The 23,319-nt window shown below is 39.3% G+C and carries 16 protein-coding genes and 1 pseudogene; 11 read left to right on the plus strand and 6 right to left on the minus strand.

The window, feature by feature from the left end; all coding sequences use genetic code 11:
* Positions 1–47: 47 nt before the first annotated feature.
* A pseudogene (mrcB, locus tag HMPREF3129_RS15595) lies at positions 48–2,357 on the plus strand (bifunctional glycosyl transferase/transpeptidase); the annotation flags it as partial.
* 102 nt (positions 2,358–2,459) lie between these two features.
* On the opposite strand, the gene hemL reads toward mrcB, so the two are convergent.
* A complete protein-coding gene (gene hemL, locus HMPREF3129_RS15600; protein WP_036919831.1) occupies positions 2,460–3,746 on the minus strand; it encodes a glutamate-1-semialdehyde 2,1-aminomutase in 1,287 nt (428 codons plus the stop codon).
* Positions 3,747–4,023: 277 nt separating this feature from the next.
* Here hemL and erpA point away from each other — a divergent pair, with 277 nt between their 5' ends.
* Entirely contained in the window at positions 4,024–4,368 is a 345-nt protein-coding gene (erpA, locus tag HMPREF3129_RS15605; protein ID WP_036919833.1) for an iron-sulfur cluster insertion protein ErpA, read from the plus strand.
* Positions 4,369–4,542: 174 nt separating this feature from the next.
* Here the strand turns inward: erpA and btuF are convergent, their stop codons facing one another.
* Both btuF and mtnN read right to left on the minus strand, forming a co-directional pair.
* Entirely contained in the window at positions 4,543–5,373 is an 831-nt protein-coding gene (btuF, locus tag HMPREF3129_RS15610) for a vitamin B12 ABC transporter substrate-binding protein BtuF (RefSeq protein ID WP_036919835.1), read from the minus strand.
* Positions 5,374–5,473: 100 nt separating this feature from the next.
* Positions 5,474–6,181: a 5'-methylthioadenosine/S-adenosylhomocysteine nucleosidase gene (mtnN, locus tag HMPREF3129_RS15615; RefSeq protein WP_004244989.1), complete on the minus strand. Its 708-nt coding sequence runs from the start codon at positions 6,179–6,181 to the stop codon at positions 5,474–5,476.
* Between the two features lie 119 nt (positions 6,182–6,300).
* On the opposite strand from mtnN, the gene dgt reads away from it, so the two are divergent.
* The 8 genes from dgt (at position 6,301) to HMPREF3129_RS15660 (ending at position 19,765) form a co-directional block, all read left to right on the plus strand.
* Positions 6,301–7,809 (plus strand): dGTPase, encoded by a 1,509-nt coding sequence (dgt, locus tag HMPREF3129_RS15620; protein WP_004244988.1) that lies wholly within the window; start codon positions 6,301–6,303, stop codon positions 7,807–7,809.
* Positions 7,810–8,196: 387 nt separating this feature from the next.
* Complete coding sequence (gene rlmD, locus HMPREF3129_RS15625) at positions 8,197–9,522, plus strand: 23S rRNA (uracil(1939)-C(5))-methyltransferase RlmD (protein ID WP_036919837.1); 1,326 nt, start codon at positions 8,197–8,199, stop codon at positions 9,520–9,522.
* 55 nt (positions 9,523–9,577) lie between these two features.
* Entirely contained in the window at positions 9,578–11,818 is a 2,241-nt protein-coding gene (gene relA / locus HMPREF3129_RS15630) for a GTP diphosphokinase (RefSeq protein ID WP_004244986.1), read from the plus strand.
* Positions 11,819–11,928: 110 nt separating this feature from the next.
* Positions 11,929–12,726, plus strand: a complete 798-nt coding sequence (gene mazG / locus HMPREF3129_RS15635) for a nucleoside triphosphate pyrophosphohydrolase (protein WP_004244985.1) — start codon at positions 11,929–11,931, stop codon at positions 12,724–12,726.
* 511 nt (positions 12,727–13,237) lie between these two features.
* Entirely contained in the window at positions 13,238–14,875 is a 1,638-nt protein-coding gene (gene pyrG / locus HMPREF3129_RS15645; protein WP_004244983.1) for a glutamine hydrolyzing CTP synthase, read from the plus strand.
* A gap of 64 nt (positions 14,876–14,939) precedes the next feature.
* Positions 14,940–16,241 carry a phosphopyruvate hydratase gene (gene eno, locus HMPREF3129_RS15650; RefSeq protein WP_004244982.1) on the plus strand — a complete coding sequence of 434 codons (1,302 nt, stop codon included), beginning with the start codon at positions 14,940–14,942 and terminating at the stop codon, positions 16,239–16,241.
* Between the two features lie 320 nt (positions 16,242–16,561).
* Positions 16,562–17,944: an SLC13 family permease gene (locus HMPREF3129_RS15655; RefSeq protein WP_004247295.1), complete on the plus strand. Its 1,383-nt coding sequence runs from the start codon at positions 16,562–16,564 to the stop codon at positions 17,942–17,944.
* A gap of 183 nt (positions 17,945–18,127) precedes the next feature.
* Positions 18,128–19,765 carry an alpha-keto acid decarboxylase family protein gene (locus HMPREF3129_RS15660; RefSeq protein WP_004247296.1) on the plus strand — a complete coding sequence of 546 codons (1,638 nt, stop codon included), beginning with the start codon at positions 18,128–18,130 and terminating at the stop codon, positions 19,763–19,765.
* Between the two features lie 88 nt (positions 19,766–19,853).
* Here the strand turns inward: HMPREF3129_RS15660 and mltD are convergent, their stop codons facing one another.
* Positions 19,854–21,188, minus strand: a complete 1,335-nt coding sequence (gene mltD / locus HMPREF3129_RS15665) for a murein transglycosylase D (protein WP_036919841.1) — start codon at positions 21,186–21,188, stop codon at positions 19,854–19,856.
* A gap of 73 nt (positions 21,189–21,261) precedes the next feature.
* Positions 21,262–22,017, minus strand: a complete 756-nt coding sequence (gene gloB, locus HMPREF3129_RS15670; RefSeq protein ID WP_004252479.1) for a hydroxyacylglutathione hydrolase — start codon at positions 22,015–22,017, stop codon at positions 21,262–21,264.
* Between the two features lie 37 nt (positions 22,018–22,054).
* Here gloB and HMPREF3129_RS15675 point away from each other — a divergent pair, with 37 nt between their 5' ends.
* Entirely contained in the window at positions 22,055–22,768 is a 714-nt protein-coding gene (locus tag HMPREF3129_RS15675; protein WP_004244976.1) for a class I SAM-dependent methyltransferase, read from the plus strand.
* Between the two features lie 24 nt (positions 22,769–22,792).
* On the opposite strand, the gene rnhA is transcribed toward HMPREF3129_RS15675, so the two are convergent.
* Positions 22,793–23,272: a ribonuclease HI gene (rnhA, locus tag HMPREF3129_RS15680; RefSeq protein WP_004244975.1), complete on the minus strand. Its 480-nt coding sequence runs from the start codon at positions 23,270–23,272 to the stop codon at positions 22,793–22,795.
* Positions 23,273–23,319: the final 47 nt, after the last annotated feature.

Consider the following 23,319-nt stretch of genomic DNA (forward strand, 5'->3'; position numbering starts at 1 on the left):
ACCCTAAGGGTGTGGTGAAGAGGTTTTAATGAGAGAAACTGTTCATGAGTAGAAAGAAAAAACCAGTAAAGAAAACCAATAGAAGGCGTTCTTGGTTTTGGTTATTTGTTAAAATCGCCATTGTGGTTGCGGTTTTAGTCGGCATCTATGGTGTTTATTTATATTCCCAAATTAAAGAGCGCCTTGACGGTAATGTATGGGAATTGCCTGCTGCCGTTTATGGACGTACTGTCAATTTAGAACCTGGCATGAACTATAGCCAAAAAGAGATGGTAAGCTTACTGGAAGGTATGCAGTATCGCCATGTCAATAAAATCACCCGTCCTGGGGAATTTGTGGTTAAAAATGGCACTATAGAGATGTTACGTCGACCGTTTGATTTTCCAGATGGTCGCGAAGAGCAAATTTTAGCGAAATTGACCTTTGAACAAAACTCATTGGTGAGTATCACCAATATGAATAATCAGCGTCAATTTGGTTTCTTTCGCCTCGATCCTAAGCTTATCACTATGATGCAATCGGCTAATGGTGAACAGCGTCTATTCTTAGCAAGAGATAAATTTCCTCAACTATTAGTCGATACATTAATTGCTACGGAAGATCGCCGTTTTTATGAGCATGATGGCATCAGTATTTATTCTATTGGTCGTGCGGTGTTAGCGAACTTTACCGCAGGTAGAGCAGTACAAGGGGGAAGTACTTTAACGCAGCAATTAGTAAAGAACTTATTCCTAACCAATGAAAGAACGCTAAAAAGAAAGCTTAATGAAGCCTATATGGCGATTATTATGGATGCGAGCTATAGCAAAGATCGTATTTTAGAGCTGTATCTTAATGAGGTGTTCTTAGGGCAAAGTGGTGATGAGCAAATTCGTGGTTTTCCACTGGCTAGCCTTTACTATTTTGGTCGACCTGTTGATGAACTAAGTCTTGACCAACAAGCATTATTGGTTGGAATGGTGAAAGGGGCTTCTGCATACAATCCATGGCGCAATCCTAAGGCTGCATTAGAGCGCCGTAATGTGGTACTAAAATTATTACAGACCCAACAAATTATCGATCAAGAGCTTTATGATGTATTAAGCGCACGTCCTTTAGGAGTAAAACCTCGTAGCGAAGCGCTAACGCCACAACCGGCATTTATGCAGTTAGTTCGTCAAGAGCTACAAACTAAATTAGGTGATCAGGTTAAAGATTTATCGGGGACTAAAATTTTTACAACGCTTGATCCTGTTTCACAAGATGCAGCGGAAAAAGCGGTAGAAACGGGAGTTGCTGATTTACGTAAAACACGCAAAATCAACGATCTCGAAGGCGCAATGGTTGTTGTAGATCGCCTCAGTGGTGAGGTTAGGGCGTTAGTGGGCGGTTCACAACCACAATATGCCGGTTTTAATCGTGCCATGTCCGCACGTCGTTCAATTGGCTCATTAGCAAAACCGGCAACTTATTTAACCGCATTAAGTGAGCCTGAGCGTTTTCGTTTAAATACCTGGTTGGCGGATGAACCTATTTCAGTGCCTATTCCGGGAGGAAAACCATGGCAACCACGTAACTACGATCGTGGTTATAAAGGGCGGTTAATGTTGGTGGATGCTCTTGCTACATCACGTAATGTACCAACGGTTAATCTTGGTTTAGAAGTTGGGTTAGACCAAGTGATCAAAACGTGGATCAAATTAGGTGCCCCAGCAGAAAATTTAGAAAAAGTACCAGCGATGTTACTTGGCGCACTAAACTTAACTCCAATGGAAGTGGCGCAAACTTTCCAAACAATCGGAAGTTTAGGTAATCGCGCTAAATTATCGGCATTGCGCTCTGTTATCACCCAAGATGGTACGGTGCTTTATCAAAGCTACCCGCAAGCAGAAACAACGGTTTCTCCACAAGCGACATATATGACACTGTTTGGTATGCAACAGGTGGTTAATTCAGGTACAGCAGCACGAGCATTAAAACCTAAATTTGGTCAATATAACCTTGCAGGTAAAACCGGAACCACCAACGACTTACGTGATAGCTGGTTTGCGGGTATTGATGGTAAAGAAGTCACTATTGCATGGATGGGACGTGATAATAATGGCCCAACTAACTTAACAGGATCGACAGGGGCATTGATCCTTTATCGTCATTATTTAGAAAATCAAACACCATTAACATTAAATCCACCTGTACCAGAAGATATAGCACAGATGTCGATTAATGCTGAAGGTAACTTTGTTTGTTATGGTGGCGGCGTGCGTACATTACCTGTGTGGACAGCAGATCCTGATAGCCTCTGTACACCGTTACCACAAGAGAGCGACGGCGACGATAGTGCGGCGCCTAAATGGTTACGCGATCTGTTTTCTGAGTAATTATTCGCAATACTATTGAGATAAAAAATATCCTCCTGCAATCGCGGAGGATATTTTTTTGCCAGCAATACCAGCAATAAATGCTATTTAAGTAATGAAAGATTACGCTTTCATTTTGCTAAAGGCGTATTCAGCCGCATCGATAGTACGTTGAATATCTTCTTTGCTATGAGCGATAGACATAAAGCCAGCTTCAAAAGCCGACGGAGCGAGGTAAATACGTTTTTCTAACATTAAGTGGAAGAACTGTTTGAAGCGTTCGACATCGCAGTTCATTACGTCTTGATAGCAAGTCACTTCTTTGGCATCGGTAAAGAATAAACCAAACATACCGCCTACATGGTTCACTACCATAGGGATACCTGCTTGTTGTGCTTTCTCAAGTAATCCATCCGCTAACATAGTGGTAAGTTCATCCAGTGTTTGGTGAATTCCCGGTTGTGAAACTTCTTGCAAACAAGCTAGACCCGCTGCCATCGCAATGGGGTTACCCGATAATGTTCCCGCTTGGTAAACAGGACCGATAGGGGCTAATTGAGACATCACTTCTTTATGTCCGCCGAAGGCGCCTACAGGCATGCCACCACCTATAATTTTACCTAAACAGGTCAAGTCAGGATCAACATCGTAATAAGCTTGTGCGCCGCCTAATGCGACACGAAAACCTGTCATTACTTCATCAATAATCAGTAATGCACCAAATTCATCACATAATGCACGTAATCCCGGTAGAAAATCGGCTTTAGGTGGAACACAGTTCATATTACCGGCAACGGGTTCAACAATAATACAGGCGATTTCTTCCGGATAATTTTCAAATGCTTGACGTACTGAATTTAAATCGTTGTAAGTACAAGTTAAAGTGTGTTTAACAAAATCAGCAGGAACACCTGGAGAGTTTGGTTGTCCCATCGTCAATGCACCAGATCCTGCTTTGACTAATAAGCAGTCTGCATGTCCATGGTAACAGCCTTCAAATTTAATGATTTTGTCACGACCCGTGTAGCCACGAGCAAGGCGAATGGCACTCATGGTGGCTTCTGTACCTGAGTTCACCATACGAACCATATCCATCGAAGGCACTAACTCAGTGACTAAATTTGCCATTTCCACTTCAGCAGCCGTAGGAGCACCAAAGCTTAGGCCTTTTTGCACCGCATCAGTTACAGCGTGGCGAATAGCGGGGTGATTGTGGCCTAATACCATCGGTCCCCATGAACCGACATAGTCAAGATAAGCACGTCCATCGGCATCATAAATATACGCACCATTAGCACGTTCAATAAAAAGCGGTGTGCCACCAACACCGTTAAATGCTCTAACCGGTGAATTGACGCCACCAGGTATCACTTGTTGTGCGAGATTATAAAGCGTTTCAGACTTGCTCATGTCAGACTCCTAATGATGGGTGAGCGTAAGATTAACGCCTATTCTAAAGCACAGTGCAGATGAAGCCAAATACACGACAACAACATTTTGATTTATCATTGTTATTGTTCGAGTTGGTACTCATTAATAAAGAAAAGTTGTGTATCAAAAAGTGCATTTTGTCCACAACAAACTTGAAGGTTAAGAGCAGGTATTAGATAATCATCACATTATATCAGCAAGAAGCATCAATTTTTGCTGGCTGTTTTTTACTGGATTATCCAGTCTGGAGTGAACAATGAGTGATGATATGGCTCTGCCGTTACAATTTACAGATGCGGCTGCAAATAAAGTAAAAGATCTAATTGCGGATGAAGAAAACCCAAATCTGCGTCTACGTGTTTATATCACCGGTGGTGGCTGTAGCGGATTCCAGTATGGTTTTACCTTTGATGATGCTATGAATGAAGGTGATATGACCATAGAAAAACAAGGCGTTGCTTTAGTTATTGATCCAATGAGCTTGCAGTATTTAGTGGGTAGTTGTGTTGATTATACTGAAGGCCTTGAGGGCTCACGTTTTATCGTCACCAATCCTAATGCGAAAAGCACTTGTGGTTGTGGTTCATCGTTTAGTATCTGATTTTTATATTATTTGACGTCGTGGCTACACTGCCGTGCCACGGCGTTAGTCATCCCCACATCTTTATATATGCCCCGCTCACTGCACGCACTGCACGTTATTGGTTGTGTTGCAGCTTGCCTACGACTATTGTCTGTTAACCTCTTCAATCTTCATTTAAATAGTTAATTGACTTTAAAATGAGTGGATTGCGATAGCCTCACAAATCTGTTGAGCCGCATAAATAATACGTGGTGCTGGTCGGCTAAAACTATCTTCATTTATAGCGATAATAGGAATATCTAGTTGAGGTTGCCAAAATTGTTGTATTGCGGCAATTTGGTTTGGTTTACCACTAAATAAAATCAAATCAGGTTTTTTACTGATCACTTGCTCGCGGCTGACTTGTGGCCAAGGAACTGCACTATTCGCAAAAATATTTTCGCCGCCACAAAGTTCGGTAATCTCATTTTGTAATGAATGATTTGATGTCGTAAATAGGGGTTGCATACCAAACTGAATAAAGACTTTTTTCTTCGCTTGATGAGGCGTCGTTGAGGCGTACTTTTGCTGTAATTCTTGATATTGCTGACGTAATTTTTGTGCACTTGCTAAAGCGACTTCAGGATGAGTGCTATAAGAAGAAAGTCGGGTAAGATCGTCAATGATTTCTTCGATACTGTGTGGATCAGAGTAAATAATAGGGATACCCAATGATTTTAACTGATCGAGCGGTCGTTGAGGATTACCGCTTGGCCATGCAATAATTAAATCAGGTTTTAATAGCAAAATGCGTTCTACATTAATGCCTTGCCAGTCGGCAACTTGTACGAGAGCTTTTGCTGCTTGTGGATAATCAGAATAAGCGCTCGCCGCAACCATATTCTCTCCCATACCTGCGGCATAAGCCATTTCCGTGGCAGATGGGGATAAAGTAATAACACGTTGTGCGGGAGTGGCTGCGATAACATAACAAGGTGTCAATATCAGGCTTAGCAGCAGTGCAAAAGTGTTTAAGAAACGCATTTTTTCTCGTCTTTATAGTCAAATATACCCGTCTATTTTTATCTTACCTGCTGAGCTAAAAGAGAGACGGGTTTGTTAAGTGGCTTATCGATTAAATAAATTAAAACTGAGTCTCTGTTTTTAATTTATCAAGCATAGTGGTGACCATTAAGCTTGATTGTTGTGCGGCAACAGATAAAAACTCATCAAAACTTAAATGCGATTCTTTATCTGCCACATCTGAAATGGCGCGAACAACAACAAAAGGTGTATCAAATTGATGGCAAACATGTCCAATAGCGGTTGATTCCATCTCAACAGCGACGACTTCTGGAAAAGTACGACGAATACGCGCTAATGGCTCGGCACCATTAATAAAAGCATCGCCGCTACAGATTAATCCACGCACGGCATTTAATTTTAGTGATCCAATACACTCTTGAGCAATATTGACCAGTTTGGGATCGGCAATAAATGCCGGCGGGCATTGTGCCATTTGACCCGGTTCATAACCGAAAGCAGTAACGTCGGCATCGTGATAACGTACTTCTGTTGATACGACAATATCGCCAACATTTAATTTTGCATCTAACCCACCTGCAGAGCCAGTGTTGATCACAACATCAGGGCGAAAATGTTCAAGTAATAGTGTGGTACCGATGGCGGCTGCCACTTTACCAATGCCTGATTTTAGTAATGCAACATCTACACCATTGATTTTGCCAGTATAAATTTCACAACCACCACGAGAGACTATTTCGCAGTTTTCAATTTGTTCACGCAGAAGTTTGACTTCTTGTTCCATTGCACCTATTACGCCAACTCTCATTGTGTCATACTCCCTTGTAGGTTAATAATATATAGCGTTAACCAAGAGTTTATCATTTATCGCAAAAACACGATATAACGCAGCGAATTCGTTTCATCGATACCAGAAAGAGGATAGAAATGATCGATTTTAAACTGAAGTTAAATTATCAACGCAAATATAACAGCAGTGATATCGATATTGATGATGAAATGCAGATCTCGCGCCAATTTGAAAGCGATCGTGGGCGTATTATTAATTCAGCGGCGATCCGTCGGTTACAACAAAAAACACAGGTATTTCCATTAGAGCAAAATTCGGCGGTACGAAGTCGATTAACCCATTCGCTGGAAGTACAACAAATAGGCCGTTATATCGCTAAGCAAATAATCGGCGAACTAAAAAAGCATAATAAATTAGAAGAATATGGCTTAAATGAACGGATTGATAGCGTTGAAAGTTTAATTGAAATGGCGTGTTTAATGCACGATATTGGCAATCCTCCTTTTGGTCATTTTGGTGAAGCTGCAATTAAACATTGGTTTCGTAAGGTGTTAGCACCTGATGCTTCCATAGAATTTGATAATTGTCCTTTTTTACCTATTCGCTATTCAGCAGACCGACACTTAAATGAATTAAAACAGACTTTGCGTCAAGACTTATGCCATTTCGAAGGCAATGCTCAGGCAATTCGCATGGCGCATCACTTGTTAAAACTCAATTTAACCTATGCGCAAATTGGCTGTGTTTTAAAATATACACGCCCAGCTTATTGGCAAGGTGCTACGCCGAAAGAATTTAGCTATTTAATGAAAAAACCAGGTTATTACTGGTCTGAAGCTGAATTTGTTAAGGAAGTACAAGAGAAACTTGCAATGAAAGATTTTTGTCGTTTCCCTCTGACTTATATTATGGAAGCGGCAGATGATATTTCTTATTGTATTGCTGATTTAGATGATGCGGTAGAAAAAGGTATTTTTGATATCAATCGTTTAGTGCAGTTATTAAAAAATGCATGGAGTGAAAGTGGTGCGGTAACAGAAGGTGATCTGTTTGATATCACTGTTAATCGAGCTTTTAAGAAAGTTGATCAAAATGAAGCTAAGCGTAGCATGCAAGATCAATTTTTTATGTATTTGCGCGTCTATATTACCGGAAAACTAGTACCTTACACCGCCTATCGCTTTATCAAGAACTTACCTCAAGTTTATGAGGGCAGCTTTAACCACGCTTTACTGGAAGGAAAGAGTGCTGAACATCGTTTATTGGCAACGTTAAAACGAGTGGCGCAAAAGTGGGTATTTAGTCACCCCGAAGTTGAAGAGCTTGAAATGAAGGGCTATCGAGTGATCAGTGGGTTATTGGATATTTATAAGCCATTGCTTTTATTATCGACCGATGATTTTCTAAGACTACATAAATATAATGAACATCCTCATTATGTTATTGAGACGCGTTTATATCATAAGCTTTCGATTAAACATAAGCTTGCTTATAATGAAGCATTAGAAAAAATTTACGATATTAATAGTGAAGAGGGAAAAACCTTAGAGTTTTATTATCGTACAAGATTGATACAAGATTATATCAGTGGTATGACCGACCATTATGCATATGAAGAATATAGAAAATTAATGGTATGTGATTAATGTGTAATCGATTGAAATATCTATCATATTGATTAATGATAATTTTTAGATTTTTCTTAGAGATAGTTACGCGTTATTAAAATAACAGAAAATATTTGTTATTAATTGTAAATATATTCAATGTAAACGTTATATATAATAGTTTTTAGTTATAGAATAATATTAAATCTATATAAAAGAGTACTTCTACTTGTTAGCATAAAAATATTTTTCGATTTCATAAAAATATTGCTTATATCAGTTAAGTAAATAACTTGTTCGATGGTATACTCTCCTCATATCTTATTCTAAATGGTCTAGTAAACACTTAATTCTGTTTGCGGAGTGAAAATGTCAAACTAGGCTGTTTTAGAGTTAATCCGCAATAGATTCATAAAATTTAATACTATGGTGCAGTTTTATTCCCCTAAAAAACGTCCTGCTAAAAAACAGGTAAAAAACTTGGCGGTAACCGCTAATGCATTGGATGCTAACGGTCAAGGTATTGCTCATGCTGAGGGCAAAACCATTTTTGTTAAAGGATTACTTCCACAAGAAACTGCACGCATTCGTTTGACCGAAGAAAAACGCCAGTTTGCCAAGGGAGAAGTGATCACACGATTAACCACAAACCCAGAAAGAGTGACACCACCCTGTCAGTACTATCAACATTGTGGTGGGTGCCAGCAACAACATGTGCCTATTGATTGGCAACGTACCACTAAAGCTGAGGTTTTATCACATCTTATTAAACGTGAAACTAATGTGGTCATTTCAGCACAGCCTGTTATTGCCGGTGCGGAGTATGGCTATCGGCGCCGAGCAAGATTAGGGTTACGTTATCACCCTAAAAAGGGTTTGGTAATGGGATTTCGCCAAGCACTTTCTAATGACTTAGTGATGGTCACCCAATGCCCAGTATTAAAACCACAACTTAATGCACTGTTATTGCCACTGTGGCAGTGTTTAAAGCAACTCTCTGTCGTGCGTGATTTAGGTCATGTGGAATTAGTGTTAGCAGATAATGGGCCATTAGTGATTTTGCGTCATTTATCACCGCTATCTGAGAGTGATAAGCAATTGTTAGATGATTTTTCTCATCACGCTCAAGTGATGATATATCTGGCGGGTGATAATGGTGAGATCGCACAATTAACAACGATTGAGAAGGAACCCTTCTATCAGATAGAGGGTCTAAAATTACACTTTGCACCAACGGATTTTATTCAAGTTAATGATGAAATAAATCATAAGATGGTTGCTCAAGCGATAGCATGGCTCGATTTATCGCCAAACGATCGCGTACTAGACTTGTTTTGTGGCATGGGTAACTTCACATTACCTATGGCAAAGCGTGTTGATAAAGTCGTTGGTGTCGAAGGTGTTCCTGCACTGGTGGCAATGGCGAAAAAAAATGCTGAACTTAATCAATTAGATAATGTTCAGTTTTGGCATGCTGATTTATCCGCCGATTTTTCTGCTATGCCTTGGGCACAGGAAGGATTTAATAAAGTTCTGCTAGATCCCGCAAGAGCGGGAGCTGCACAAGTGATGTCACATATTGTGACGTTATCCGCAGAAAAAATTGTGTATGTTTCCTGTAATCCGACCACGTTAGCCAGAGATAGTAAGATATTATTAGATTCCGGATATCAGCTAACCCAGTTAAGAATGTTGGATATGTTTCCACAAACAGGGCATCTGGAATCAATGGCATTGTTTATTCGCAAATAAACAGATAGCCACTCAATAAGTCGCAGATAAGATTTATATCGAGTAGGGAGAGAATATGGTTGCAGTTAGAAGTGCTCACTTAACACCTGCAGGGGAGTTTGCCGTTGATAAATGGGTTAATAGCTTGAATTTAACTCATGCGAATGCGGGGAGTGAAATCATGCAAACCTGGGAATACTGTCATCGTACTGTTCTGGGCCGTGAAGATGCGCAACTGTTGCTATGGCGCGGTGTTGAGATGGTTGAACTTCTTTCGACACTCAGTATGGATAAAGATAGCATGAGGGCAGCACTTCTCTTCCCACTTGCTGAAGAAGATCTTATTAACCAGGAAGTTATCACTGAACATTTTGGTGAGGCGATATGGAATTTAGTGCGTGGCGTAATGGAGATGGATGCTATTCGCCAGCTTAAAGCGACACATACCAACGAAACTAGCTCAGTACAAGTCGATAATGTACGCCGTATGTTATTGTCTATGGTAGAAGATTTTCGTTGTGTAGTTATTAAACTCGCAGAGCGGATTGCCCATTTACGTGAAGTGAAAGATGCCACTGAGGATGAACGAGTCTTAGCGGCAAAAGAGTGTTTTAATATCTATGCACCATTAGCCAATCGATTGGGGATTGGACAATTAAAATGGGAGCTTGAAGATTTCTGTTTCCGTTATCTTCATCCTGATGAATATAAGCAAATTGCAAATTTACTGCATGAACGCCGTATTGATCGCGAACAGTATATTGATAATTTCGTCAGTACGGTGCGTGGTTATATGCAGCAAGAGAATATTGAAGTCGATATCTACGGACGTCCCAAGCACATCTATAGTATTTGGCGAAAAATGAAGAAAAAAAATCTCGCCTTTGATGAGCTATTTGATGTTCGTGCGGTACGTATTGTTGTCGAACGCCTACAAGATTGTTATGCCGCTTTAGGTATTGTACATACTCATTTTCGTCATTTACCCGATGAATTTGATGATTATGTTGCCAATCCAAAACCAAATGGTTACCAATCTATTCATACGGTAGTACTTGGCCCTGAAGGTAAAACCGTTGAGATCCAAATACGTACTCGTCAGATGCATGAAGATGCTGAATTAGGTGTTGCAGCGCATTGGAAATATAAAGAAGGTGCTACTGGTGCAACAACCAAAGGCGGGACAGGAAGTTATGAAAATCGTATTGCGTGGTTACGAAAATTAATTGCATGGCAAGAAGAGATGGCTGATTCTGGTGAAATGCTAGATGAAGTACGTAGTCAAGTATTTGATGATCGCGTCTATGTCTTTACGCCAAAAGGGGATGTGATTGATTTACCTGCAGGCTCGACACCATTAGATTTTGCTTATCATATTCATAGTGATGTTGGTCATCGCTGTATTGGTGCTAAAATCGGCGGGCGCATCGTTCCATTTAGCTATCAGCTACAAATGGGCGATCAAATTGAAATTATTACTCAAAAACACCCTAATCCAAGCCGAGACTGGCTAAACCCTAATCTTGGTTATGTGACAACCAGTCGTGGAAGAGCGAAGATCCACAATTGGTTCCGTAAACAAGATCGCGATAAAAATATTATTGCAGGCCGCCAAATCTTAGATAATGAATTAGCGCCGCTTGATATCAATATGAAAGAAGCAGAAAAACTGCTGATTGCTCGTTATAACGTCCATAGTCTTGATGAAGTGCTGGCAGGTATAGGCGTTGGTGATATCCGTATCAATCAATTAGTCAATTTCTTACAAAGTAAGCTGAATAAAGCCACAGCGGAAGATGAAGACAAAGAGGCGTTACGCTCATTAGAAAATAAAACGGCTACACCAAAAACAACCACGTCAGGTGGTGGCAGTATTGTGGTCGAGGGTGTCGGGAACTTAATGCATCATATCGCACGTTGTTGCCAACCTATTCCTGGCGATAATATCGTTGGATTTATTACCAAAGGACGTGGTATTTCAATTCACCGTGCAGATTGTGATCAATTAGCTGAGTTACTTTCTCACGCACCAGAGCGTATTGTCGATGCGGTGTGGGGTGAGAATTACTCAAGTGGTTATTCATTAGTGGTACGGGTTGTGGCTAATGATCGTAGTGGTTTATTACGCGATATCACCACTATTTTAGCTAATGAAAAAGTGAATGTGCTGGGAGTTAGTAGCCGCAGTGATGTGAAGCAACAAATAGCGACCATTGATATGAATATTGAGATTTATAATCTCCAAGTATTAGGGCGTATTTTAGCGAAACTCAATCAATTACCTGATGTCATAGAAGCCAAACGCTTTTCTCATTAAGACATTGGTCACCTTAACGGATAAAATGCCAAGCACAATGTGTCTTGGCATTTTTTTACGAAATTTTGTTAACTCGACATAACGATCACTTTTATATACAAGGCCAGATAATGTCAGAAAACCGTGAAATTTTACGTTTATTAGCCATTATGGCGCAATTACGTGATCCTCAAACAGGCTGTGAGTGGGATAGGGTACAAACCTTTGACACCATAGCCCCCTATACATTAGAAGAAACCTATGAAGTACTGGATGCTATTGCCCGCAAAGATTTTAGCGCACTTAAAGAGGAGTTAGGGGACTTACTCTATCAGGTCGTTTTTTATGCCAGAATGGCGCAAGAACAGCAATTATTTGATTTTAATGATGTCTGCGAAGCTATCAGCAATAAATTAGAACGTCGTCATCCACATATTTTTGCTACAGAAAATGAAAATAATTTAGCGACTGAAAAGCATCGTTGGGAAAAAATCAAGGCTCAAGAGCGTGAAGCGAAAGCACAATATTCATTACTTGATGATATTCCTGCTACTTTACCGGCACTGATGAAAGCAGAGAAAATACAAAAGCGCTGTGCCTCCGTTGGCTTTGATTGGCACGAGCTTTCTCCTGTATTAGATAAAGTGTATGAAGAAATAGATGAAGTGATGGCAGAAGTGAAAAAAGCCCCTAGAGATGATCAACGTATTGAGGATGAGTTGGGGGATTTGCTTTTTTCTGTGGTTAATTTATCGCGCCATTTAAAACAGAAGCCAGAGCAGGCACTTAATCGAGCTTGTCGTAAATTTGAGCAACGGTTTAGGTTTGTTGAAAAAATGCTCACAGAGCAGGGTATAAACATAGAAAATGCTTCATTAGAAGAGATGGAGATCAGTTGGCAAAAAGCGAAGGAAAAAGAAATTGAGTGAAGAATGACTCATCATTATTTGTTTTTGTGACATTAAGTGCGAAAAACAATAGATAGAATCTCATTGTTTTTGCTCACTTTTTATAAAAAATTATAAAAGGCGAAATTATAAAAGGTAATTTCGCTTTTTTTATTTTAGGTGGCTTTAAATATCGTTGTTGCATTTGATTTGCTAAAAAGTGTGATTAACCTCAAAAAAATTAAAAGCATGATCATAAGCAAAAGATATGTCACGAAACCTGCTACACTTTATATCGTGAAAAAAATAAAGCATCTATTCTCTAAAAGTGATATCTTAGCTGAAAGGATTAAGCTAAAATGCTTGAGAAATATTTTCACGGGTTTAGTTGATTGAATTTTTACTGTTTTTTCGTGTTTAAACGGATAAGTAATGTGATGAAAAAGAACTTTATACAACTAAGAATGTTTGTAGCGAAAATAAGGTTCGGGTATACTGTGTTCCCGTCCAGTTATATCCATCATCCAAATACACCTAAACTTTCAGGTTCAGCATGAAAACGAATTATATTTTTGTGACCGGCGGGGTCGTATCCTCTCTGGGTAAAGGCATTGCCGCAGCCTCTTTAGCGGCTATACTAGAAGCCCGTGGACTCAATGTCACCATGATGAAGTTAGATCCGTATATTAACGTCGATCCAGGTACAATGAGCCCAATTCAACACGGAGAAGTCTTCGTCACTGACGATGGAGCTGAAACTGATCTTGACTTAGGCCATTACGAGCGCTTTATTCGCACGAAAATGACGCGTCGTAATAACTTTACGACCGGCCGTGTATACTCAGAAGTGCTACGCAAAGAGCGTCGTGGTGACTATCTTGGTGCTACTATCCAAGTTATTCCTCATATCACTAATGAAATCAAAGAACGCATCATCCGTGGCGGTGAAGGTCATGATGTCGTGTTAGTTGAAGTTGGTGGTACTGTCGGTGATATCGAATCACTTCCTTTCTTAGAAGCTATCCGTCAAATGGCGGCAGAAGTAGGGCGTGAGCATACTTTCTATCTGCACTTAACATTAGTGCCTTATTTAGCGGCTTCGGGTGAAGTAAAAACCAAACCAACGCAACACTCTGTAAAAGAGTTACTCTCGATTGGTATTCAACCAGATGCATTAATTTGTCGCTCAGATCGCGTTATTCCAGCTAATGAACGCGCCAAAATTGCACTGTTTTGTAATGTTCCCGAGAAAGCGGTTATCTCATTAAAAGATGTCGATTCCATTTATAAAATCCCTGCACTCTTGAAATCGCAAGGATTAGATGATTATATCTGTAAACGATTCAGCTTAGATTGCCCAGTGGCAAATCTGTCTGAATGGGAACAGGTTATCTACGAAGAAGCCAACCCTGAAGGCGAAGTTACCATTGGTATGGTTGGTAAATATGTTGAATTACCAGATGCCTATAAATCAGTTATTGAAGCATTAAAACATGGTGGTTTCAAAAGCCGTGTTGCGGTAAATATCAAATTAATTGATTCTCAAGATGTGGAAACTCGTGGTGTAGAAATCCTAAAAGGGTTAGACGCAATCTTAGTTCCAGGTGGTTTTGGTGAACGTGGTGTTGAGGGCAAAATTATGGCAGCTCGATATGCACGTGAAAATAAAATCCCTTATTTAGGCATCTGTTTAGGTATGCAGGTGGCTATGATTGAATTTGCACGCAATGTTGCCAATATGGAAGATGCTAACTCCACAGAGTTTGCACCTGATTGTAAATACCCAGTTATTGCGCTTATTACTGAATGGCGTGATGAGAATGGCAATCTTGAAGTGCGTACAGAAAATAGTGACTTAGGTGGAACAATGCGCCTTGGTGCACAACCTTGTCATTTAAGTGGCGATAGTTTAGTGCGTACTCTGTATGGTAAAAATACCATTACAGAGCGTCATCGTCATCGTTATGAAGTGAATAATCTACTGTTAAAACGTATCGAAGATGCGGGTTTACGTATTGCAGGTCGTTCAGTTGATAACAAGCTGGTGGAAATTATTGAAAATCCAAATCATCCTTGGTTTGTTGCTTGTCAATTCCACCCTGAGTTTACCTCAACGCCACGTGACGGCCATCCGTTATTTGCTGGCTTTGTGAAAGCAGCCTTTGACTACCAAAAAGGCTTGCTAAAATAGGATATGTGAGAAGAGAGCGCGTATCTCTCTTCTCGGAAATTTAACTTGTACAGAGGAAAACCGTATGTCCAAAATCGTTAAAGTACTTGGTCGTGAAATTATCGATTCTCGTGGCAACCCAACAGTTGAAGCTGAAGTTCACTTAGAAGGTGGTTTTGTTGGTATGGCGGCGGCTCCATCAGGCGCATCAACAGGTTCTCGTGAAGCTTTAGAATTACGTGATGGCGATAAGTCACGTTTCTTAGGTAAAGGTGTTCTGAAAGCGGTTGAAGCTGTTAATGGACCAATCGCTAAAGCTCTTTTGGGTCAAGATGCTAAAGACCAAGCTAATATCGATAAAATCATGATCGATTTAGATGGTACTGAAAACAAATCAAACTTTGGTGCAAACGCAATCCTAGCTGTTTCTTTAGCAAACGCAAAAGCAGCTGCTGCAGCGAAAGGTATGCCTTTGTATGAGCATATTTCTGATCTGAACGGTACTCACGGTCAATACTCAATGCCTTTACCAATGATGAATATCATCAATGGTGGTGAGCATGCTGATAACAACGTTGATATCCAAGAGTTTATGATCCAACCTGTTGGCGCGCCTACTCTGAAAGAAGCGGTTCGTATGGGTTCTGAAATCTTCCATCACTTAGCAAAAGTGCTGAAAGCAAAAGGCATGAACACCGCGGTAGGTGATGAAGGTGGTTATGCGCCAAACTTAGAATCCAATGCGGCTGCATTAGCGGCTATCAAAGAAGCAGTAGAAGCTGCGGGTTACGTTTTAGGTAAAGATGTTACTCTGGCTATGGACTGTGCTGCATCTGAATTCTATAACAATGAGACTGGTAACTACGAACTGAAAGGCGAAGGTAAAACTTTCACTTCACAAGAATTCACTCATTACTTAGAAGAGCTGACTAAACAGTATCCAATCGTTTCTATCGAAGATGGCTTAAACGAATCTGACTGGGATGGTTTCGCATACCAAACTAAAGTACTTGGTGACAAAATCCAACTGGTTGGTGACGACCTGTTTGTAACTAATACTAAGATCCTAAAAGAAGGTATCGATAAAGGTATTGCTAACTCTATCCTGATCAAATTCAACCAAATCGGTTCACTGACAGAAACGTTAGCTGCTATCAAAATGGCGAAAGACGCAGGTTATACTGCTATCATCTCTCACCGCTCTGGTGAAACAGAAGATGCAACTATCGCTGATTTAGCAGTAGGTACAGCAGCAGGCCAAATCAAAACAGGTTCTATGAGCCGTTCTGACCGTGTTGCTAAATATAACCAGCTGATCCGTATCGAAGAAGCATTAGGTAGCAAAGCACCTTTCAATGGTCTGAAAGAAGTTAAAGGCCAAGCATAATCGTAATTTCGATTAGAAAGATTTATTAATTTTAAATGGGTGAATGTATTGTTCACCCATTTTTTTTGGCGCTAGATAGGGAAAGTAGGATATTTATACTAGAACAATGGAATAAAAAGTGTGATGCGTAAGAGAAAATAGTGTTCAATTTTTACTCTTTTATTAATAAATCGGTTAATTCTCGTGGATCAGATCCCAATTATAACTTTTGCACATTTTCAATGGAGTGAAATGTTTTTATATTTCACATATAACCTATTTCGTTAACAATTATGGCTTAGTGAACTTAATGTTCACGTCAGCTAATGTGGAGTATTATCATGGATGCGTCCAATTTAGCCCCATCGGCGAAATCAAGCCCGATAAACAAACGAGGGTTAATTATTTTAGCAATCGACGTTGTACTACTGCTGTTATTGCTAGAATTTTTACCCTACGATCCAAAAGCTAATGCAGGTTTAGCGTTAATGGTGTTTGTGGGTGTGTTATGGCTGACAGAAGCTATTCACGTAACTATTACAGCGTTGTTTATTCCAATCCTTGCGGTAGTGCTTGGGTTAATGAACACTAATGAATCGCTAAAATCTTTTGCTAATCCGATTATTTTCTTATTCTTCGGAGGATTTGCATTAGCAACAGCGCTTCATATTCAAGGATTGGATCGCTTAATCGCTAACCGCTTACTGATGATTGCTAAAGGCAAGCTCTCCATTGCTGTCTTGTTACTTTTTGGGGTAACGGCATTACTCTCAATGTGGATCAGTAACACGGCAACTGCGGCAATGATGTTACCGTTAGTGTTAGGGATTTTATCTAACTTAGATATTCGTTCAGAACGTAATACTTTCGTCTTCGTACTATTAGGTGTTGCTTATAGTGCCAGTATCGGTGGTTTAGGTACGTTGGTGGGTAGCCCGCCAAATGCAATTGCTGCTGCTCAACTAAATTTAGATTTTATTACTTGGATGAAGTACGGTGTTCCAATCATGTTAGTGCTATTGCCTATCATGTTTATTGTGATGTATCTGATGCTACGTCCTAACCTAAAACATAAGTTTGATCTGAAATTAGAAGTGTTAGAGTGGAATAACAAACGTGTTATTACCATGATTATCTTCTTAGTAACGGTATTTTGCTGGATCTTTAGCTCCTTTATCAGTAGCGCTTTCGGTGGTGTGAAAGATTTAGATACCGTCATTGCAGTCAGTGCCGCTATTGTCATCGGGGTGACGGGTGTCGCAAGTTGGAGCCAAATTCAGGAAAATACGGAGTGGGGCGTATTAATGCTGTTTGGTGGTGGTTTAACACTGAGCGCAATTTTACAATCTTCTGGTGCAAGTTTGGTTATGGCTGATTTTATGAAAGATACTTTTGGTAACAGCCATTGGTTTGTCATTATTCTTGCCGTAACAACCTTTATTATTGTTTTAACTGAATTCACCAGTAATACCGCCAGCGCTGCGTTACTTGTTCCTATCTTTGCAACAGTGGCACAAGCTTTAGGCATGCCTGTTATGGCGTTAACGATGATTATTGGTATCGGTGCATCATGTGCCTTTATGTTACCAGTGGCAACGCCACCCAATGCTATTGTATTTGGCTCCGGATATATTAAACAGACAGAGATGGTACGTGTAGGTGGGGTACTTAACCTTGTGTGTATCTTAGTTATCTCTCTCTTTGCTTGGTTCTTCTGGTTATAATTACAATTACTAATTAATAAATAAAAGGTATCTATAAAAATAGGTACCTTTTTTATTTTAATTAAATTAGTTTTTTTATTTTAATTATTCTAATTTTTTAATTTTATCAAATTAGAAAAAAAACAAATTGTACCTATACTTTAATTTCATTCTTTATTCTAATAAAAATAGTAGGTACAGGTTATGATTACAGTTTTAGATTATTTATTAGTAAGATTAAAAGAGTTAGAAATTAAAACTATTTTTGGTGTTCCCGGCGATTATAATTTACCTTTTATTGGTGTTGTTGATAATGATAAAGATATTCAATGGGTAGGTGCATGTAATGAATTAAATGCATCATATGCTTGTGAAGGATACGCACGGATCAAAGGTTTTTCTGCTCTGTGTACAACCTATGGAGTGGGGGAGTTAAGTGCGATAAATGGTGTTGCTGGCGCATTTGCAGAGCAGGTTCCCATTATTCATATTGTTGGCGCGCCTTCTCAGTCAAAGCAAGAGAAAGGAAAAACATTACATCATTGTTTAGCGACGGGTAGGTTTGATGCCTTTGAAAAAATGTATCGCCATATTTCAAAAACAACGGCTGTATTAACATATCACAATGCGACGGAAGAAATTGATAGAGTATTAGAAACATTGTGGCGTTATCGATATCCGGTTTATTTATTAATACCAGAGGATGTCGGTGTGATGAAAGTTAATAAACCAAAGTTACCATTACAATTAACATTACCTCAAAGTAATCCCGACGATTTAAATAAAGTTATTACTCTTCTTGAAAATAAAATTAAGCAATCAAAATCACCATGTATTATTATTGGCGAACAAGTATCACGTTACCAATTAAGAAAACAAGTTGAGAATTTATTAGAAAAAACTAATCTGCCGTTTTTTACTGTATGGGGAAGTAAAGGGGTTGTTGATGAAGGGCGTCAACAGTATGGTGGAATATTATTTGGTGAATTATCTAATCCACAAGGTTTAGATTATATTATAAATTCTGATTTAATTATTAGTCTTGGGGTGAGTTGGGATGAAGTTAATACAGCGGGATTTACCTTCGACGTTCCCACACAAAATTGCTATCAATTTTATGATACTTATAGCTTAATAGAGGAAGAGAAGATTTATGGCGTTTCTTTACTCGATATGCCTAACGCCTTATTAGCCCTTGACTATATTTATCCCCACAACATAGCGTTACTACCGCAAAAAATAGTACCGCCTGATTGGCAAGGACTGATAAAAATAGATTCTATTCCTCTTCTGTTAGATAAAGTCCTTGATGATAATTCGGTTATTCTTGCTGAAGCAGGTAATGCTTTTTTATGTGCTGTTAATCATATATTTTCTGGTAACAGTCAATTAGTGGTCAGTAATATTTGGGCATCCATTGGTTATACTTTACCCGCCGCATTAGGTGTTACTCTTGCATTAGAAAACCAAGGACGTGCCTTTGTTGTTATTGGTGATGGTGCATTTCAGATGACTGCACAAGAGCTTTCTACTTTATTACGCTTAAAACTCAATCCCGTTATTTTTATTGTTAATAATCAAGGTTACGCATTTGAAAAGATCTTTTACGGGCCTAAAGATACCTTTAATGATATCCAAAACTGGAATTACTCACAGTTACCTGAGCTATTTAATTGTGATGCTTATAGTGTGAAAGTGGATAGTCTAGAAGCGTTAGAAACCGTATTACCTTTATTAAAAGTGCATCAAGATAAACTGTGCCTTGTTGAACTTGATATGGATAAACATGACTATTCGGAGCCAATCAGTGAATTTATTGCGTTGCTTAATCAGTATAAATGATGGGTATTAAAATGTTATAAAGTAAACAGCCATCTAACTATCCGCTCGATAGTTAGATGGCGTTAACTGTTTATCAAGGCGCTAAAAACTATTTTTTTAAGTAAAGCGTTAATTGCGTTCCCGGTTTTAACATCTTGATATCAGCATTCCAGCTCATTAATTGCTTAAGATTAATATTGTGACGACGAGCAATACTGTAATAAGAGTCACCTTGACGAACTTTATAGTAACTTGGTGAAGCGCCGGTTGGTTTGCCTGTCGGACGATTGTTCACACTACCTGCATTATGAATTTTTAATGTTTGCCCAACTAATAGGGTACTCTTTGCACTTAATCCATTGAGTCGTTGTAGCTCTTTTACGCTCATATTATAACGTCGAGCAATGGCATAAAAAGAATCACCGGAGCGGACTTTATAAATGCCTTCTTGTTTAATCGACTGATTGGCTTTAGCGACCGCTAAACGGATGGTCTTTAAAATCGCTTCGTCAGCAAACGCATTTTGGAACTGCGTAAGTTTATTACGAGGAAGCAAAATAACATGAGGGCCATTTGGTGCGGTGATCCCGCGCTTATAGCCAGGGTTATAGTCTTTTACGGTTGTAATAGGTAATTGGCTAAGTTCAGCGACTTTGCTTAATGTTATCTGTTCGCCAATATCAATTGCGGCTAATGATTTATCGCGATAGTTACTTTTCGGGAAAGTGATATCGGCTTCATTGTCACGGATAACTTTACTTAAGGCGAGAATTTTAGGCACATAATTCATGGTCTCTTTGGGTAATGAAAGTGACCAGTAATCGGTAGGTAGGTTTTTGCTCTCATTAGCTTTTATCGCTTGCATAACACGACCTTCGCCCGCATTGTAAGCGGCTAATGCTAAAGGCCAGTCGCTATCAAACATAATGTAAAGGCGCTCAAGCAAATCTAAGGCTGCATTAGTAGAAGCGACAACATCACGGCGACCGTCATACCATTGATTTTGTGCTAGACCATAATAATTAGCTGTGACAGGGACAAATTGCCATAAGCCCGCCGCTTTAGCTGAAGAGGTGACATGAGGATTAAACGCACTTTCCACCACCGGAACCAGTGCAAGCTCCATCGGTAGATTACGTTTTTCTATTTCCTCAATAATCCAATACATATAAGGCTCTGCACGTAATGCAACGGTTTGTATATGTTTTGGATTATTTAAAAAATAAGTTTCTTGCTGCGAAATCCTTTCATTGTCAGGGATATCCATTTTTAATTCACTTACTACATAACCCCACAAATTGGTTTTTATATCATATTGTGGTTGGTAAGAAGTTGAAGTCCCTAAAGATGTGGGTGTTATCGCAGACAAATCGGGTTTTATGCTCTTAGATTGCTGGCAACCCGCCAATAGCAATATAGAGAACAAAATCACTTTTGTCTTCATGTTCGAAAATTAGTCCTGTGTGTTTTTTGCCCTAAATAATACTAGTGTTCCCAAATAAAACAACCGATAGGAACTAAAAGTTGTCTTTTAATTCTCTTAATTTTGTAAATGTCTTTATTGGAGCATAAGTATTAGAAGTTATACCTAAAATTCTTTGTAAATCAATATCGTCAGATTTTAGAAAAAGATTAATATTCTTTTCATTTTTCAGTGTTATCGGCACTGTTGGTTGCAAATGATGGCGCATTTCAGTAACTTTGTTTAAATAATCGGTAATATCAGGATTTTTTGGCATAATATGGTGCGCAAAGGTCAAGTTAGCTAATGTATACTCATGGGCACAACAAATTAAGGTGTTATCAGGTAATGCCATTAACTTTTGTAATGAGCTAAACATTTGTTGTGCACTACCTTCAAATAAACGTCCGCAACCGCCGGAAAATAGCGTGTCACCGCAAAATAAATAAGGTTCGCTATAGTAGGCGACATGACCTAATGTATGGCCTGGTGTTCCGATGACTAAAAAAGAAAAAGAATCAACAATAATGTGTTCTTGATCATGAATAATTTTATTAGCGCCTTTAGTTTGTGTTTCTTGTGGACCAAAAACCTCAATGTTAGGATATTTACTAACCAACCCAGCAACACCACCGACATGATCTTCGTGGTGATGAGTTAACAAAATAGCGACAGGTGTTAATGAACGTTGTGAGATGATGTCTATAACCGGTTTGGCTTGGGAAGGATCGACAATCACACATTCACTATTTTCATTACTTAATAGCCAAATGTAGTTATCGGATAAAGCGGGAATTCTGATAAGCTCCATAAAGTTACCTTACTTATAAATATAAAAGGGTTAAACGATGAAAGCAGCGCGTTCGGGAAAACCAATTTGTATGCCAAGCTCTTGGCGTAATATTCCTTGGGGAGAATATTACCGTATGGCAATTGAATTGCGATTACAAAATTGGTGGCCGAAAATATACGGTTTTCATATGCTTAAATTAGGTCAACTTAGTGCTGAACTCGATACTAAATCCAGTATGGTCTCACATCAAGTTAACGTGACTACAACGACGACAAACACAGATGTTATGGCGTCTCTCAATTATCTGCCATTTGAAAATAAATCGGTTGATGTCTGTCTTATGGCTCATGTTTTAGATTACAGTGCAGATCCTCATTGGTTATTAAGAGAAGCCGATCGTGTATTAGTGGATGACGGTTGGATCATCCTATCAAGTTTTAATCCTATCAGCCTATTAGGTATAGGAAAATGTACGCCTATTTTACGGCATAAACAGCCCTATTATTGTCGGATGTTTTCACTTCGTCGCCAAGTTGATTGGCTAAGTGTGCTTAATTATGAAGTGATAACACAACAGAACTTCCAGATTATGCCATTTTCCCGTCCCGTAAAACGTGATGGTAAGCGCTATCATGTCGGGGGATGTTTAAATTTAATATTAGCGCGTAAAAGAACGCTTCCTTTAACACCCACCGCGATGAAGTTTGCATTACCGCGTATGAGTGTAAAAGGCAGAGTTTTAGGCGCTACACGTAATCGACCTGATTAATATCACTATCTGCCGTTATTACTCTCAGGTTTTATCTTGTTGACTTTCTAGATAGCCAGTATCTTCTTTTGTGGGAGATTGCGCGGCCGCTTTGGCCAGTTCATCACAACGTTCATTTTCGTCATGGCCTGCATGACCTTTAACCCAATGCCATTCAATTTCATGACGCTCAATGGCTTTATCAAGACGCTTCCATAAATCAACATTCAGCACAGGGCTTTTATCTGCTTTACGCCATTGGCGTTTTTTCCAACTATGTATCCACTTGGTAATTCCCTGTCTGACATACTGGCTATCCGTAGTCAGTGTAATTTTACAAGGGAATTTTAACGCTTCTAATGCTACGATAGCAGCAAGGAGTTCCATGCGGTTATTGGTGGTCATAAAAAAACCTTCACTAAGGGTTTTTTCATGCTGTTGGTAGCGTAAAATTGCACCATAACCACCAGGACCTGGGTTGCCTAAACATGAACCATCGGTGAATATTTCTACCTGCTTGTGCATAAAGGCGACTTATCCTTTTTAAGTAATACGAAAAATTAACCCTAAGT

The sequence above is a fragment of the Proteus sp. HMSC14B05 genome (genome assembly GCF_001808035.1).
Classification (GTDB): domain Bacteria; phylum Pseudomonadota; class Gammaproteobacteria; order Enterobacterales; family Enterobacteriaceae; genus Proteus; species Proteus mirabilis.

Coding starts and splice junctions, on each gene's coding strand:
- hemL (WP_036919831.1), bottom strand. CDS start 3,746: ATGAGCAAGTCTGAAACGCTTTATAATCTCGCACAACAAGTGATACCT.
- erpA (WP_036919833.1), top strand. CDS start 4,024: ATGAGTGATGATATGGCTCTGCCGTTACAATTTACAGATGCGGCTGCA.
- btuF (WP_036919835.1), bottom strand. CDS start 5,373: ATGCGTTTCTTAAACACTTTTGCACTGCTGCTAAGCCTGATATTGACA.
- mtnN (WP_004244989.1), bottom strand. CDS start 6,181: ATGAGAGTTGGCGTAATAGGTGCAATGGAACAAGAAGTCAAACTTCTG.
- dgt (WP_004244988.1), top strand. CDS start 6,301: ATGATCGATTTTAAACTGAAGTTAAATTATCAACGCAAATATAACAGC.
- rlmD (WP_036919837.1), top strand. CDS start 8,197: ATGGTGCAGTTTTATTCCCCTAAAAAACGTCCTGCTAAAAAACAGGTA.
- relA (WP_004244986.1), top strand. CDS start 9,578: ATGGTTGCAGTTAGAAGTGCTCACTTAACACCTGCAGGGGAGTTTGCC.
- mazG (WP_004244985.1), top strand. CDS start 11,929: ATGTCAGAAAACCGTGAAATTTTACGTTTATTAGCCATTATGGCGCAA.
- pyrG (WP_004244983.1), top strand. CDS start 13,238: ATGAAAACGAATTATATTTTTGTGACCGGCGGGGTCGTATCCTCTCTG.
- eno (WP_004244982.1), top strand. CDS start 14,940: ATGTCCAAAATCGTTAAAGTACTTGGTCGTGAAATTATCGATTCTCGT.
- HMPREF3129_RS15655 (WP_004247295.1), top strand. CDS start 16,562: ATGGATGCGTCCAATTTAGCCCCATCGGCGAAATCAAGCCCGATAAAC.
- HMPREF3129_RS15660 (WP_004247296.1), top strand. CDS start 18,128: ATGATTACAGTTTTAGATTATTTATTAGTAAGATTAAAAGAGTTAGAA.
- mltD (WP_036919841.1), bottom strand. CDS start 21,188: ATGAAGACAAAAGTGATTTTGTTCTCTATATTGCTATTGGCGGGTTGC.
- gloB (WP_004252479.1), bottom strand. CDS start 22,017: ATGGAGCTTATCAGAATTCCCGCTTTATCCGATAACTACATTTGGCTA.
- HMPREF3129_RS15675 (WP_004244976.1), top strand. CDS start 22,055: ATGAAAGCAGCGCGTTCGGGAAAACCAATTTGTATGCCAAGCTCTTGG.
- rnhA (WP_004244975.1), bottom strand. CDS start 23,272: ATGCACAAGCAGGTAGAAATATTCACCGATGGTTCATGTTTAGGCAAC.